The organism is Pseudoalteromonas rubra (genome assembly GCF_004212645.1).
Lineage (GTDB): Bacteria > Pseudomonadota > Gammaproteobacteria > Enterobacterales > Alteromonadaceae > Pseudoalteromonas > Pseudoalteromonas rubra_G.
The window spans coordinates 56,248-71,763 of record NZ_PPUZ01000043.1 but is presented as its reverse complement, the minus strand read 5'-3'; the positions used below and the strand labels follow the sequence as shown (position 1 = coordinate 71,763).

The following is a 15,516-nucleotide window of genomic DNA, read 5'->3' as shown; positions in this document are numbered from 1 at the left end:
ATTACCTCGTGAAATGTCACGAGGTAATCTATGTCTTCTGTAATTGCACAATTTTTAAATGATCCCCGCTTACTGCTCAACGCTGTTGGTGAGGGCATTTATGGCTTTGATTTGTCCGGCAATGCTGTTTTTATCAACCCGGCGGCTGAAAAAATGACCGGCTGGTCTGCTGACGATTTGCTTGGCAAGAAAATCCACCAGTATCACCACCATAGTTACGCAGATGGTACACCTTACCCCGCCGATCATTGCCAGATCTATCGCACTATGTTTGACGGGCAAACCCGTCATGTCACTGATGAAGTATTCTGGCGTAAAGATGGCAGCTGTTTTGCGGTGGAGTATACCTCGACACCGGTGTTTAAAGACGATCAGATTGTTGGTGCGGTCGCGATATTTCGCGATATCTCGAAGCAGGTGGAAGCAGAGCAGGCACTGCGGGATGCGCTTGCGCAGGTTCAGACACTCTCTGAGCAGCTTAAAGAGGAAAACAGTTACCTGCTGGCAGAAATTAACGAAGACTGGCAAGACTCTGGCCTGGTTGGCCAAAGCCATATTTTTCAGACCATGCTGGAACAAATTAAGCTGGTCAGCCAGACCGACAGTACCGTGCTGATCCTGGGTGAAAATGGTACGGGTAAAGAGCTGGTTGCGCGTAACCTGCACCGTTTGAGTTTACGCAGTACCCAGCCGTTTGTGCGGGTTAACTGCGCGGCCTTTTCACCGAGTTTATTAGAATCCGAATTGTTCGGCCATGAAAAAGGCGCGTTTACGGGGGCCAATGAAAGGCGTAAAGGGCGCTTCGAACTGGCCCATCAGGGCACCTTGTTCTTAGATGAAATTGGCGAGTTACCTTTGGAGGCGCAAAGTAAGCTGCTGAGAGTGTTACAGGAGCAGGAGTTTGAACGTGTAGGCGGCAGCAAAACAATATCGGTGGATATTCGCGTCATTGCTGCAACTAACCGGGATCTGTGGCAGATGGTTGAAAAGGGCGAGTTCAGAATGGACCTGTACTATCGGCTTAATGTCTTTCCTATCAAAGTGCCGGCGCTCAGAGAGCGGCTGGAAGATATACCTTTATTATGTGCCAACATGTTGTCCCGGCTTAATGCCCGGCTGGGTAAGCAATTACGCGGTATTGCCAAGTCATCGCTGGCGAAACTCCAGGCCTATGACTGGCCCGGCAATATCCGGGAGCTGCAAAATATTCTCGAACGTGAAGCCATTTTAGCCAGCGGCAGAACACTGCGGCTGACGCAGGCGTTGGCTGCCAATATGGGTGAGGCGGCGGTGTCTCAGGATCTGTCGCTTGCTCATGCCCAACGGGAACACATTATATCGGTACTGGAGCTTTGTCAGTGGCGGGTTGCCGGGGAGCAGGGCGCAGCGGCATTGCTGGGTATGCCAGAAAGCACTTTGCGCTCAAAGATGAAGAAGCTAAATATACAGCGAGAACGCGATATATAGCGAGCTTTCGTGATATATCGCGGTTTGGTGTTTTGGAGTGTTTTATAATGCCAATAAAAACATATAGTTAAAAACTTTCAGTTTGGTCTGAAACTTGCAAATTGATAAGTGTGTTTCACTGACAATAAGCAAGTATTATGAAGTTCGATATTAAAGAAGAAGATATGATCATCAAGCCCTATAAGCAGGATGGGCCGATCTATATCCGTGAGCAAAAGGGACCCTTCCAGCAGATCCGTCGCTATCTGGGCTGGTTCCTGATGCTGGTTTTCATTGCGATTCCCTGGATCCCCTACAAAGGCCAGCAGGCCGTATTGCTGGATGTGGCTTCTCAGCAGTTTCGTATTTTTGGGGTTACTTTATTACCGCATGATTTCATGATACTGGCCTGGGTATTTATGGCTGGTGCATTTGGCTTGTTTTTTGTCACTAACTGGCTGGGCAGGGTATGGTGTGGCTACACTTGCCCGCAAACGATTTGGATGCTGATGTTCACTTGGGTTGAACATCGGATCGAAGGGACTCGAAACCAAAGGATTAAACTGGATAAAAGCAACTGGGATGGTAAAAAAGTCTCCAAAAAATTGGCTAAGCACGCTGTATGGTTGCTGATCTCTGTGTTTACCGCGACGTCTTTTATGGCCTATTTTGTACCGGCCAAAACGCTATATACCGAGATGTTTACACTGCAATGGTCTGGCCTGGTGAGCTTTTGGGTGTTTTTATTTGCATTTTGTACCTACGGGAATGCCGGCTTTTTACGTGAGAAAATGTGTAATGTGGCCTGCCCCTATTCACGTTTTCAGTCGGTGATGTTTGATAAAGATACCTTAGTTGTCTCTTACGATGCTGCACGCGGTGAAAACCGTGGCCCACGAAAACGCAAGGCAGATCATAAAGCCATGGGGTTAGGCGATTGTGTTGACTGTAATTTATGTGTTGAGGTGTGCCCGGCGGGGATTGATATCAGAAATGGCCTGCAATACGAATGCATTAACTGCGGCCTGTGCATTGATGCCTGTGATGAGACCATGAACAAGTTTGGCTATGATACCGGGCTGATTAAATATACCAGTGAAAATACGCTGTCGGGCAAAAAGACCAATCCGTTCAGGTTAAAGCTGGTCGGTTATGCCGCCTTATTTGCCGTGATAGTGGTGACTATGGTTGTCTGGGCCATGAATCGCACGCCCATCGAAGCTTCTGTTATTCGCGACAGAAATGCTCTTTACCGCGTGAATTACGAAGGGCTGGTAGAAAACCCTTATACCCTGAGCATTATCAACAAAACCCAGCAAACGCTTCATTATCGCATTGGGATCAGTGGTATAGATCACGCCAGCTTATCCGCGCCGGATTCAATTAAAATTGAGGGCGGACAAATGCTACTGGTACCGGTGACTGTGACTGCTGACGGCTACGATTTAAGCCGCACAGCAACGCCGCTCAACTTTGTGGTGACGGCTGAGGAAGACGCCAGTATCACGATAGAAAAAGAAAGCTATTTCTATAAAAACCGTTAACAGAAGGCTATTTTTGCTCTTTTGTTGTGGGCACCTCATTACTGAGTAACCTGATGTCAGTAGTGAGGTGCCTGTTAAGTTTGCGCCGTAAGTGATCTGGCAGCCATTTTAACATAATGCGCCTGTATTCATCCGTCGTCACCAGCTGGGCTAATGTTTCATCGAAAACAGTGACCGCCTGTTTACCATCAGCGTTTTTGGTGCAGCCAATGTAGCCTTTGGCAACCAGTGGCACACCGGCCAGAGAGACTTGGAGCAAATCGTCTGAACCAAGGCGTTTGCTCAGGTAATAGTGCTCACTTGGGTAGCCCAGCACCAAATCAACGCGTTTTTTGATGAGCATGTTGGTCAGGCTTTGCAGTGTATCCCACCCGGGGCGCACAACCACCTGGTCGGGTGGTAAGCGTGCTATGAGTAGGTCTAGTTTTTCACCATAGGAACGACTTTGTGCAACGCCCAGTGTGAGCTGGTGCTTTAACATGAGGTCAACGAGGGAAACGGCTTGATGAATATCCAGCCCCAGCTTTTGCACTGTCTCTTTACGAAGTGCCAGACCGGGCGACAGGCCAATGGTGGCATAATGCTTTGTATAGGTTATGTGTTTTTTCCTTTGGGCGGTTTTATAAAGAGAAACCATACAGTATCCGGTGTCGCTGTGACTTAATTCGTGGATTGCGCGACTGGCAGGAAACCCCTGACGCTGGAAAGCTAGGTGTGGCAGTTGGGCATGAAGCAACGAAATTAACTGTTCATCCCGGCCTTCGCCTTCATCCCTGTCTGCATAGATGTAGTATGGTGGAAAATCTAACGTGATCCATGATACGACAGGCGCACTGTTGTGAGCATAACTCAATGAACTCAAATACGTTAACAACAGCAAAATAAGTCTCACGCACTTCTCCGCCAACACCTGTTAACTAGTGAGTTTAGCAAAGGTGGCAAAAAAGCCGAGTATATGGGCTCTTTGGCTTGGTATTTAAGGGAAAAGATGCAGTGCGATTTTTGTTTTTAAATTATTTTTACAAATGGTAATGGTTTGCTACATTTTAGGGAGCCCCTTCTCAGTGTGCACCATTAGAAAGCATGGAAAGACAAACTGAGTTACGCTGCAACCGGTGCACTTTTCGGTTAAGATAGGCGGTTGGCGTAACGATTAATACAATAAATATTGTGGAAATAAGAGAAGATAATCATGGTTACGCTTATCGTCAGTGATATATTCGGTCATAGCGACTACCTGGAAGACTTTGCACAAAGTCTGCACAGCGAATGCAAAGTCAGCTCGCCTTATGGCGAATTCCAGTCTAAAACACACCTGCCCGAGGCGGAGGTCTATCAGGCCTTCGTTGATGAAGTTGGCCATGACGCCTACATGCGAAAGGTACTGGATGACATCCTGGCATATCAGCCAGAGCTGATCATTGCGTTCAGTGCGGGCGCAGTGGCTGCTTGGCGTGCTTTGTCTGCCATTGCTCTAAAGAGCTCTGTAAAACTCATCGCATTTTATCCCGGCCAGATCCGCAACTTCTTACATCTGAACCCAGGCTGTCGGGTAGATGTATTTTTTCCTTATCAGGAAAGCCACTTTGACATTGTACCCGTGATGGAAATACTGCAGCAGCAGCCCAATGTTGAGTGTTTCCGCACACGTTATGAACATGGCTTTATGAATCGTTTGTCTGAGCATTACGACAGCGATGCCCATGAGCACTATCTGGCAAGGTGTCAGGGCGAAGTTGAGCAACTGGCTAAGATCAAATTTAACTATCGACGTATTAAAGATGAACTAAACTTAGTGTCATCTTAATCATTGCGGGTACTTAACACCCCGGTTATCGGTCATGGAAGTACAACTTAGGTTGTGAAGTGGTGGTTGCTGATAGCGTATGGGCAGTGGTATCAAGTTTTCTTGATGCCGCTGTGTTTCTGTCGCCGCATATTACCACCGCTTTATAGAAGGAGTTTTCTATGTCTGAAAAACTGACTATCCCTTATCGCCATTTTTTGGGTAACCCCATTGCTAAACCGCCCTGCAGAATGCTCAATGCAATGATGTACGGTTTTTTTTTAAAAGGGAAAATAGAGAAAATACAGGCGTTTTTTGATGCTACATTAAACTCCGTCCCCAATGAAACCAATAGTTATAAGGCGATTTCTTCCCATTGCCTGCTAACATTCACTGACATTGAGAATATCGCCTCTAAGGTGCCTCCCTTTAGCAATTACGGCTACATGCAAGAAACGGATATCATTATTTGGGTACCGGTTGCAGAGGTGTGCAAAAACACCAATCGTATGACTCACCTTTATTGGTATCCTGCCTTTATAACTGTTAATAACATCAATGCCTTGATCAATGGGCGTGAAACCTGGGGTTATAACAAGTACCTGTGTCGCTATGAGATGCCCGCGGATCGCCGCCATGCAGACCATTTTTCACTGAGTCTTGAGACATTTCAGCCCTATGACCCCAATAAAAAAATGGCCTGGTATGAGTTGTTGTCTATTGATCGGGTGGCTGATGACGATACCTGGTTTGAAGAGGCGGTAGAAATCAGCAAGGAAGTGGCTGAGTTGCTCCATGAAAGTGCCAGCGAAATAGACATCAGCAGTGAGTTCATTAAGCAATTACTGACCGGCTTTACCAATCCCATGCTGGACCAGATTTTCTTTAAGCAATTCCCCGATGGTTTTGCCACCAATAGTGTGTACAGTGCGGTTGTCCATTCGCCTTCAGAAGTGAAGAAGTTGCACAAACTGGGCTTTTTGAAAGACGAATATAAAGTCACCATAAATCAGGTTGCTGCATTTCCGCTAGAGGACATGTTTGGTATTGCTGTGGGAGAGCAGTTTGCAAAACTGCCTTACTATTTATGTATGGACTTTGATCAGGACGGGGCACATGAAATTGTCAGAGCGGACTTGAGGTAGGGGCCATTATGAGTAAAGAAAAAATTGCGATTCTGGGAGGTGGCGTATCAGCCATGACGGCCGCTGTTTATCTCACAGAAAAAGAAAACTGGCAGCAAGAGTACGATATTACGGTTTATCAGCTTGGCTGGCGCCTCGGTGGCAAGGGTGCCAGCGGGCGCAACCCGGATGTCCATGAGCGCATAGAGGAGCATGGCCTGCACGTTTGGTTTGGTGCTTATGTTAACTCGTTTCGGGCCATCGAGACCGTCTACAACAAACTCGACCGGCCCAGCTCAGTGCCCATTGCTACCTGGCAACAGGCATTGAAGCCACACAGCTTTGTAGTGTTGCAGGAATTTATCGACAATGAATGGGAAACCTGGCCGGTTGATTTTCCTTTGATCCCCGGCAATCCAGCTGACGGCACACTGGATCTGCACTTCTGGCAGCTGATCCAAATGACCATTGCCTGGCTGCATAAGTGGATTGACGGACTGGAAGACGAAGTAGCGGCAGCTCACCGAGAAATCAAATTGCAAACCCGAAAACGGCGTGACCGTGGCTTGCTACAGCACCTTGCCAGCGAAATCACCTCGGCGTTTGACAGTCTGGAAGACAAAGTCTCGGATTTTTTTGACAGTGCACAAGATGAGGCCAGGGAAATTTGGTCGACCCCCAGACTGCTGATCACCCAACTGCATGAGTTGCTGAACCTGCGCGCGGCGGACAAAAACTTGTCTAACAGTCGTGACCGACTGGTAACCTGGTATATCGTGCGCAAACTTAAACGCTGGCTCAGAGCCGAAGCGCGGGATTTACTGGATGATCACCCAGGCATCCGCCGCTTGTACATTTGCGCTGATCTGGCCATAGCGATGCTCATTGGCTTGCTTCGTGACCATGTCCATTCTGATGGTTTTGAAGCAATCAATAAATATGATTTTAAAGCCTGGCTGAAGCGCAACGGTGCGGATGAAAAGTATGTGGTGGAGTCCGCCCCGGTACGCGGTTTTTACGATTTGGTTTTTGGCTATGTGGACGGCGATTTTGACAACGGCAATGTTGAAGCTGGGGTTGCCTCGCTGGCGATGTTGCGGCTGATGTTATGTTACCGTGGTGGGGTGATGTGGAAAATGCAGGCCGGTATGGGTGATATTATTTTCTCTCCTATCTATGAGCTGTTGGCAAAGCGCGGCGTAAAGTTTGAGTACTTCCATCAGGTTGATGAACTCATACCTGCATCTGTGGCTGGGCAGTACGTCGTTGACGAGATTGCCATGACGCAACAAGTGAAGCTGAAAAGTGGCCATTACGATCCGTTTGTTGATGTTAAAGGCTTACCCTGTTGGCCAGACAGGCCCAACTATGAGCAAATTGATGATGCGCAGGCTGCGTTGTTACAACAGCATAACGTGAATCTGGAATCTTTCTGGAGTAACTGGCCAGCACTTTATGAGGCTGAGTTTGGTACGCCATTGCCCAAATTGTCGCTTAAGCGGGGGCAAGATTTCGATAAGGTAATTTTCGGTATCTCTGTCGGCGGGCTGGAGCACTTATGTCCACAGTTGTTGGCATTAGATAGCGCGCTTCGCTTACAAAGCAGCGAAGTTAAAACCGTGGCAACGCAGGCATTTCAGGTATGGCTCAATCAGACAGATGAACAACTTGGCTTCAATTACACACCACCGAGTGAAGAGCGCCCCATTCTGAGTGGGTTTTCGCAGCCGTTTGATACCTGGGCTGCGATGTCTAACTTGCTACCACATGAAGACTGGCCTGCAAACGGGCCAAAAAATATCGCTTATTTTTGTAGTGCATTTGGGTGTTCTGAATATCCGCCCAGCAGCGAACACGGCTTTCCGGCAGAGCAAAAAGCGAAGGTAAAAGACAATGCCATCAATAAGCTGGCGACACAAATGAAACCGTTATGGCCAAATGCCTACAATGCCGCGGATCAGTACAACTGGAACACGCTTTATGACGACAGCACTGCGCAGGGAGAAGCGCGATTTGACAGCCAATACTGGCGGGTCAATGTGGATCCGAGTGAACGGTACGTGTTGTCTGTCGTTGACAGCAGCCAATACCGGCTGCCTACCGATGGCACTGTGTTTAAAAACCTGTACCTGACTGGCGACTGGATCAGCACTGGAGTTAATGCTGGATGTGTTGAAGCGGCAGTGATGGCTGGTATGCAGACCTCTCGGGCAATTTGTGGGTTGCCAGAAAACATCAGCGGTGAGGATGGCTTTAAGCCAGATTGACCCAGAGCTGTGCATCGGGGCGGTCGCTGATCAGCCAGCTGAGTCAGCTAACTATTGATATAATAGATAAAAGACCTCCAATTTTATTGGAGGTCTTTGCATTTCGACTATACTCAAACAAGCACAAGCGTGAAGCAGAAAAAGAGCATGGATATGTTTAAACTCTCAGCGATATCAATTTCATTAATTACCGTATTTTTCTCTCCCGTCAGTGTTTTTGCAAATGATGAAGGTATCGAAGTCATCGAAGTGTATGCGCAAAAACGTAAACAAACATTAGAGGAAGTGAGTATCTCAATTGCCACACTCAATGGTGACAACATTACCCGTCAGGGTATTAAAGACGTCAGTGAAGTGGGTGGCTATGTCGCCAACTTTAAAATTAGCCAAAATGCAGCAGAAGGCACACCGCCTGCGCTGAACATTCGCGGTGTGGGCTTAATTGACTACAACACCGCTAATACTTCGCCCATAGCTATGTATATTGACGGCAGGCCTGTTGGCTCGGCAAATAACCAGATTGCAAATTTGTTTGATGTTGAACAAATTGAAGTACTCAAGGGGCCACAAGGCACCTTGTTTGGTCGTAACAGTACAGGGGGAGCTTTACTTGTCAGAACCAAGCGCCCGGATGACGGCAATTATGGTTTTGTAAAAGCCGGTGTTGGCACCGATGAGTGGCGTCGGGTACAGGGAGCCTATAACGCGCGAGTGAATGAGCAAAGTGCACTGCGCTTTTCTTTTAACCACACTGATTATGAATACACCAGCTACAACTTATTTGAGTCCTCACCAGAGGCTGGGCTTAAGCAGCAAGATGCTCGACTCAGTTATTTAGCTGAGTGGGATGCATTTTCACTTTATGCCAAGCTTGAGTATGGTCACTGGGATGGGGTTGTTCAGCCTGTAGGCAGTATCGGTATTTTTAAAGATCCGGTCAATGGAGTGCGTTGTACACCTGCCGAGGCGGGTGGTCCTGGTTGTTATGACGCGTTTGGTTTCAATGATGGTAGTTCGGATTATTGGGCCGTCAGCGTGAACAATGATTCGCCGCATTTGTCAATTTATAAAGGCTGGACAGTGCAGGGAGACTGGCAAATATCAGACGCTCAGCAATTAACTTACATCAATGGCTTTAACCGTCTGGACAGGCGCCATGCCTTTAACTGTGATGGCAGCCCAGCTCGATTATGTGAAGGCGAACTCGGCCTTAAAAATGAAATCCTCTCTAACGAATTGAGATATAGCAGTGCCCTGGACAGCGATCATTTGACGCTGGGCTTGTTCCATATTGAAGAGCGTATTTACCAAGATAACTTTAATGACATCTTACGCGACATGCGTGGTCTGTTGGACACCACTTTGACCAACACTTTTTTCTACGATAACGAAATTATCGTTAAGTCTTTGGCCGCGTTTGCTCAATATGAGTGGCAGCTTAACGATGCACATCGCATTACCGTTGGGCTGCGTTACAGTGATGAAACGGTTGAATACGACTCAATCTCTCGACTCAATACCGTGTTAGATATTAACCAGTTAGAGGGAGTGACCATACCTTACTATCAGGTAATGGGTGAAGTGAAAGATGATGGTCTGTCAGGGCGTGTTGCCTGGAATTATCAGCACTCAAAGTCTTTGATGCTGTATTATAGCCTCGCCAATGGCACCAAAAGTGGTGGATACAACGGCGGGTTGCTGGCCACCGGTGAACAAGCCAGAATGGCCGACTACGACCCTGAAGAGCTCTATGCGCATGAGATTGGCGCGAAGTACAATAACGCCGATAACTTGTCGTTAAATGGGGCCGTATTCTTCTATGATTACAGCAAGCAGCAGGTATTTATGAACCAGGCGTCGACTACACCTGGTGCACCACCGCTGCAATTGCTGGAAAATGTCGGTAGTTCAACAATCTACGGCGCAGAGCTGGCGATGCAGTACAAGTTCAGTGAGTCATTTAAGTTCAGAGGTGCGGCGGGATACATACCAGAAGCAAACTTTGACGAATTTATTGACCCTGTGGGCAATGTACTTACAGACAATCGTTTGCCTTTTACACCGAAGTGGAATATCAATAGCGATATCACTTACTCTTTACCTCTTTGGCGCGGCGAGTTGGTTTCAACCATCGGGTTTGATTATCAGTCGGAGTATTACTTCGATCAGAACCAAAACCCGTATGCGATGCAGCCCGGATATACCTTGTGGCGCGGTAGCATACACTTTGAACAGGGAGACTGGCGTGTTGGAGTATGGGGAAAGAACCTGTTTGATAAAGAGTACAGTCATTTAAAATTTGATCTGAGTGCTTTTTTGGGCATGCTGGAAGACTTTAAAGGAGAGGGGAGACGCCTTGGGGTGGATGTTTCGTATCGATTTTAGCCAGGCACTTGCCCTGAGCTGTCATAGTTAAGGTCTCAAATGGGTAGCGTAAGACTATTAAGCGCCGTGCTGCTGTGCCTGTGTACTTTTTTTGCAAGCGCCAGTGTGTATGTGTTCGATGGCTCGCAACGAGGCCAGAATCTGCATGATGTGGGTTTGGTGTTGTCGGCTGAGAATAATGCGCGTTTTCCGGATAATTTTGCCCAGGTTGAACAATGGGCAAATACCCACCCGGAACAGAACAAACGCGCGCTGTTTTCTGGTCGCTACTGGCTGGTGACGGAAATTGAAAACCACTCCAGATATCAGGATCTGGTGCTCTACCCGTATAATACGGTGCTATCTAATGTTGAAACCCGCATATACTCACAAACTGGCGTAGAAAGATTCTTTACCGGTGGAATGCATGCAAATGAGTACCCCTTCCACTACGGTAATAAGATCCACTTGTTACCCAAACAGCGCTACTTCATAGTGACCTTGTTTGAAAGCGACTATTTTTATACGCCCATTAAACTGGAGCTGGTCCCGGTCAAAGAGTTTGAGCGGCAGGTTACTTTTGATAATCTGCTTATGTCACTGTGTTTTAGTGTTGGTATTGTACTTGGCCTGTACAACTTGCTGATTTATATCGGCTCCAAAGACATGACACACCTGTATTATGCTATGTTTGCTGCAACCTGGGTGTTTGCCTGGAGCCACTTCTTTCATATTTCGGATCAACTCTTTGGCTTTTACTCGGCGCATTTACACTGGCTGGGCTTTGCGCTGACGCCAATAACTAATGTGCTATTTTATAATCAGCTACTTAAGCTCAAAGAAACACATCCAGCATTATCCACGGCGTCTCTTTGGGTTGGTGCAATCGGTGCAATTGGCACACCGTTTTGTATCTTGTTCCCTGGGTTTGGCTTTTTATGGGCAACATTGGCTACGGGGTCTGCGCTATGTATGGGCCTTTACGTTGGCGTGCTGCGCCTGATGGAAGGCTTTAAGCCGGCACGCTATTTTGTTTTGGCTTATGTCTGTATGGCCATTCCTAATATGGTCGGCAATTTCACTAACCTTGGCTTACTCCCGCCTATTGCGATCAACCTGTATTTAATTGGGCTAATAGGTACAGCTCTGGATGCTTTATTATTGGCATTCGCGGTGGCTGATAAATACCGGCTAACGAATGAAGAAAACATAGAGCTGAACAAAAACCTTGAAGCTAAGGTACTCAAGCGGACTTATGAGCTGGAACAGTTGGCGTCGGAATTACGCGACGCCAGTGAAGCGAAAAGCCGTTTTCTGGCAAATATGAGCCATGAGATCCGCACCCCCATGACATCCATCATTGGGTATGCTGATGGCATTATGTTGGGTGATATCAAACCTCACGAACGCAATCATGCTATCTCAGTGATTTTACAAAATTCTCGCCATGTGCTTGGTTTGATAAATGACATTCTCGATATGTCTAAAATAGAGGCTAACCGCCTTGAAGTGGAGCTCATAGAGGCGAACCTGTTTCAATCCATTACTCATGTCGAATCATTACTGGGTAAGCAGATCAGAGATAAAGGCCTTGAATTTGAACTGAATTATCATTTTCCGCTGCCAGATTACATTGTGATCGACCCAACCCGGCTGCGGCAAATACTGCTCAATCTGACCTCAAACGCGCTTAAGTTTACCTCTGTAGGTAAAATCTCCATTGATGTTAGTTGTACACAGGAAACGCTGTCGGTTCGGGTTCAGGACACCGGGATTGGCATGACGTCTGCGGAGCAAAAAGAGCTGTTTAATGCGTTTCATCAGGCTGACTCGTCTACCACCCGAAAATATGGCGGCACAGGTCTTGGGTTAAATATCTCTAAAAGCTTAGCGCAGAAGCTCGATGGTGACATTACGGTAGAGAGTGAAGTGGGCTCAGGCACCGCGTTTACTTTGTCTGTGGGTTTGTATACCACGCAACGTACTAAATGGTTGAACACCTTCTCGGAAATTCACCAAACGGAGGAGCCGGGCAAAGAAGCTGAGAGTTTTGAATCAGAGTCGTTAAAAGGCGAGGTGTTACTGGCCGAAGATCATGTGGACAACTGTAGGTTGATCACGCGTATTCTCGAGCGAATGGGGCTCAGTGTGACGGCAGTAGAAAATGGCCAGCTTGCCGTGCAGGCCGTACTCGATGATGAGTTTGATCTGATCCTGATGGACATTCAGATGCCGGTGATGGATGGAGAGCAGGCGTTTAATTTTATCCAGGCAACAGGCTGTACGGCACCAGTCATCGCGTTAACAGCAAATACCATGAGCCATGAAGTAGAGCGCTACCTCAAGCTTGGCTTTACCGACCACCTTGCTAAACCAATTGACAGAGCTGAGTTTGCTAAAAAAGTCAGCCATTACCTGAATATCACCGTCGAGGACGATCTGGCTTTACCGGATGAAGAGTTCTCGCTGCTGAAATCCCAGTATATAGCCGGTCTACATGAGCAACTGGTGCAATTACAAAATCAGCTGAAGTACCACGATTTTGACGGGCTGGCACGCTCAATACACGCGCTTAAAGGCACATCAGCCATGTTCGATTGCCATGATATTTATCAAACGGTCACAAAAATCGATACGCTGCTGAAAGAAAAAGACTATGACAAAATTGAAGGGCCAATGACTGAGCTATTTGAACTGATACACATTGCAATTCAGCAGTCTGAGTGTAATCAGGCTATCTAAACGGTGAAAGATAGCGTGTTCAGACGCAAACTGTTGGGTTTAATTGTAATAAGTTGTTCGATATGTGTTCTTTGGTGATGACAGTTTTTTATTCTGGAAAACTCAACAAATTGTAGCCTAATCACTACACTAGTCACTTTGCTTAAATCTAAATGAGAATACATGCTTTTACTAATATTGTGTAAAAGCAGGAACATCATAGGCTTAGCTGTAAAAGGTAAAACATATTTTCACACTTTGGTGTGGTTGTTTTTTGAGCTAAGAGTCTTTTTGGCTTACCTTTAAAACGGGTTAGACAACAAGGTATGCAACTATGAAAACATATATTCCTTATCTTTTACTGGCACTATTAGCGGGGTGCTCGTCATCGGACAATGATGAGCCCGGAAACACCAATACACAGGACCAGCAGCAATCTCCTTCAGATGATGATTCGTCCAGTGACACACCCTCAGGTGATACACCATCAGGTGACGCACCGTCAGGTGATGGCACAGACAATAGCAGCGACAATGCGGATTCTGGCGATGGCAATACCGACTCTGGTGATAATGGCTCAGATGACAGCGACGATCAGAATGAACCAGATGATTCGCGCGGCGCTTATTTTCCCCGAGAGGTCATGGCATCCTCACCCTTTGGCGACAGTAGTAATGAAGTTGAGCGTGGCTTTGGGTCAAGGCCTGCCGTAGAGTATGGTCCCGCTGTTCCTACGTATTTGTGGTCGACGCAAAGAATTGGCCGGATCCTTAATGGCACAGTGCCTTTGCTTGATGTATTTCGAGTTCAGTCATTTTATCGCAACAGCACGAATGCCAGTTGTTTTGGGCCTCAGGTGGCCTATACAGGACATCCGGATGCAACCAATCCCGCTTCAGCTTCTGGCACTTTACCGGGTGGTGATTTAGGGCTGTGGCTGGAAAGTGACACTGACGGCAATGCCTGTGCAGTGGCGCAGACCAACGCTTTATTGAGCGGACTCAGAGATCAGTCGAGAATGAGCCTGATGACCTTAGCCAGCATGGTATCAGCAGCGCTCGATTCGGGTATGAGCCTGCCCGCAGATGGCAGTAGTATTGATGTCACCGGTGAAATGAATGCCAAAGGCGTTGCTGGCGTAACATTCAGCACTGCCGCCATCACACGCGCTGGCAGTGAATGGCAATATACCATTTCGCTCACGTATACGGTGAGTGGCACCGACTATGATATTTCGTTATCTATGGCCCATACACCCGGCGCCGATCTGTTAAATTACTCGGGCCATCTGACCTATCAGGTTGAAGGCGAGCAGGGCGTAAGCGGCATTGAATTTCCTGGTGGAAATTGCGCGCAAAATGAGCGTACCCGAGCGGGCTCATTGGCCTATGAGCGTGCAGGCGACAACATGTCTTTGCAAGCCCGGGTTGCGACGCTGTGTGGTCACGGTAACAGCGGTATGTTCAACAGCGACAACCAGGTTGACGTGAACAACAAGTACCATAGTATCGATAATCCGGATGGCTGGAGCGAGAACTTTTCGATATTTGGTGCAAACTTTGATCTGACAACGCTGGCTGGGCAATATGCCTATGTTTGGCAGGCCGGAGTGAATGACAGTAACAGCCGAATTTTTAATATCGGATTTAATTCCCCCAGCCTGGACAACGGTGAAGCACACTTTGGCTACGGCACAAAAATAGAGGATACAGATGGCCTGATCCAGGGCTTTATTTGTAACTGGGCAGGACCGGGCAATGACCACAGTATGCAGGCATTCTCGCAGCGTCAGTTCTTCCAGTACGACGCAGCAACGGCAACTTATGACGGCAGCGGCAGTAAAGCAAACATTGAATATGCCCCCACCGCTTCATGTAGCTATGATGGTACGGGCAGTTTTGTGTTCGACATTGATGCCAGTGGCGTGCTGGGTGATATTACACTCGAAGATGCATCGCTGGCGTTCAGTCAGGATCTGTGGGCACCCACCGATCCAAGCAAGACAGTAGCGGAATCTATCACCGACCGCGGCTTGTCCGTGCCAACTGTCCCCTATACCTGGCCAGTTGATGAATAAATCAAGTTAAAGGCCCTCATCAGAGGGCCTTAACTTTACGCATATTGAAAGCTTGCGACAGATCAAATTCCCTCGCGTCATCGACCAATGTCTAGTGTTGTCTTTATTTCAGTAATTCTATGTTTAATACGGTATTGGCCGTTTACCGGGTATTTACCAGCTGGCAGGGTTTCATACCTGCTGAACC

At 47.4% G+C, this 15,516-nt stretch carries 9 protein-coding genes; 8 read left to right on the top strand and 1 reads right to left on the bottom strand.

What is annotated here, in order from left to right; genetic code table 11:
* Positions 1-30 precede the first annotated feature (30 nt).
* Together C3B51_RS16105 and ccoG are read left to right on the top strand one after the other, a co-directional pair.
* Entirely contained in the window at positions 31-1,467 is a 1,437-nt protein-coding gene (locus tag C3B51_RS16105; protein ID WP_125721444.1) for a sigma-54 interaction domain-containing protein, read from the top strand.
* A 137-nt stretch (positions 1,468-1,604) separates the two neighbouring features.
* Entirely contained in the window at positions 1,605-2,990 is a 1,386-nt protein-coding gene (gene ccoG / locus C3B51_RS16100; protein WP_130245724.1) for a cytochrome c oxidase accessory protein CcoG, read from the top strand.
* 7 nt (positions 2,991-2,997) lie between these two features.
* Here ccoG and C3B51_RS16095 read toward each other — a convergent pair whose 3' ends face one another.
* Positions 2,998-3,882, bottom strand: a complete 885-nt coding sequence (locus tag C3B51_RS16095; protein WP_165389175.1) for a transporter substrate-binding domain-containing protein — start codon at positions 3,880-3,882, stop codon at positions 2,998-3,000.
* 300 nt (positions 3,883-4,182) lie between these two features.
* On the opposite strand from C3B51_RS16095, the gene C3B51_RS16090 reads away from it, so the two are divergent.
* The 6 genes from C3B51_RS16090 to C3B51_RS16065 all read left to right on the top strand — a co-directional run bounded on the left by C3B51_RS16090 (position 4,183) and on the right by C3B51_RS16065 (position 15,329).
* Positions 4,183-4,797: a hypothetical protein gene (locus C3B51_RS16090; RefSeq protein WP_130245722.1), complete on the top strand. Its 615-nt coding sequence runs from the start codon at positions 4,183-4,185 to the stop codon at positions 4,795-4,797.
* A gap of 161 nt (positions 4,798-4,958) precedes the next feature.
* Positions 4,959-5,921, top strand: a complete 963-nt coding sequence (locus tag C3B51_RS16085; RefSeq protein ID WP_130245721.1) for an acetoacetate decarboxylase — start codon at positions 4,959-4,961, stop codon at positions 5,919-5,921.
* 8 nt (positions 5,922-5,929) lie between these two features.
* Positions 5,930-8,167: an NAD(P)-binding protein gene (locus tag C3B51_RS16080; RefSeq protein WP_130245720.1), complete on the top strand. Its 2,238-nt coding sequence runs from the start codon at positions 5,930-5,932 to the stop codon at positions 8,165-8,167.
* A gap of 153 nt (positions 8,168-8,320) precedes the next feature.
* The gene (locus C3B51_RS16075; protein WP_130245719.1) at positions 8,321-10,552 is read left to right on the top strand and encodes a TonB-dependent receptor; all 2,232 of its coding nucleotides are present in this window, start codon (positions 8,321-8,323) and stop codon (positions 10,550-10,552) included.
* A gap of 39 nt (positions 10,553-10,591) precedes the next feature.
* Positions 10,592-13,273: an ATP-binding protein gene (locus C3B51_RS16070; protein ID WP_240657459.1), complete on the top strand. Its 2,682-nt coding sequence runs from the start codon at positions 10,592-10,594 to the stop codon at positions 13,271-13,273.
* 313 nt (positions 13,274-13,586) lie between these two features.
* Entirely contained in the window at positions 13,587-15,329 is a 1,743-nt protein-coding gene (locus C3B51_RS16065; protein WP_130245718.1) for a hypothetical protein, read from the top strand.
* The last annotated feature ends 187 nt before the right edge of the window (positions 15,330-15,516 follow it).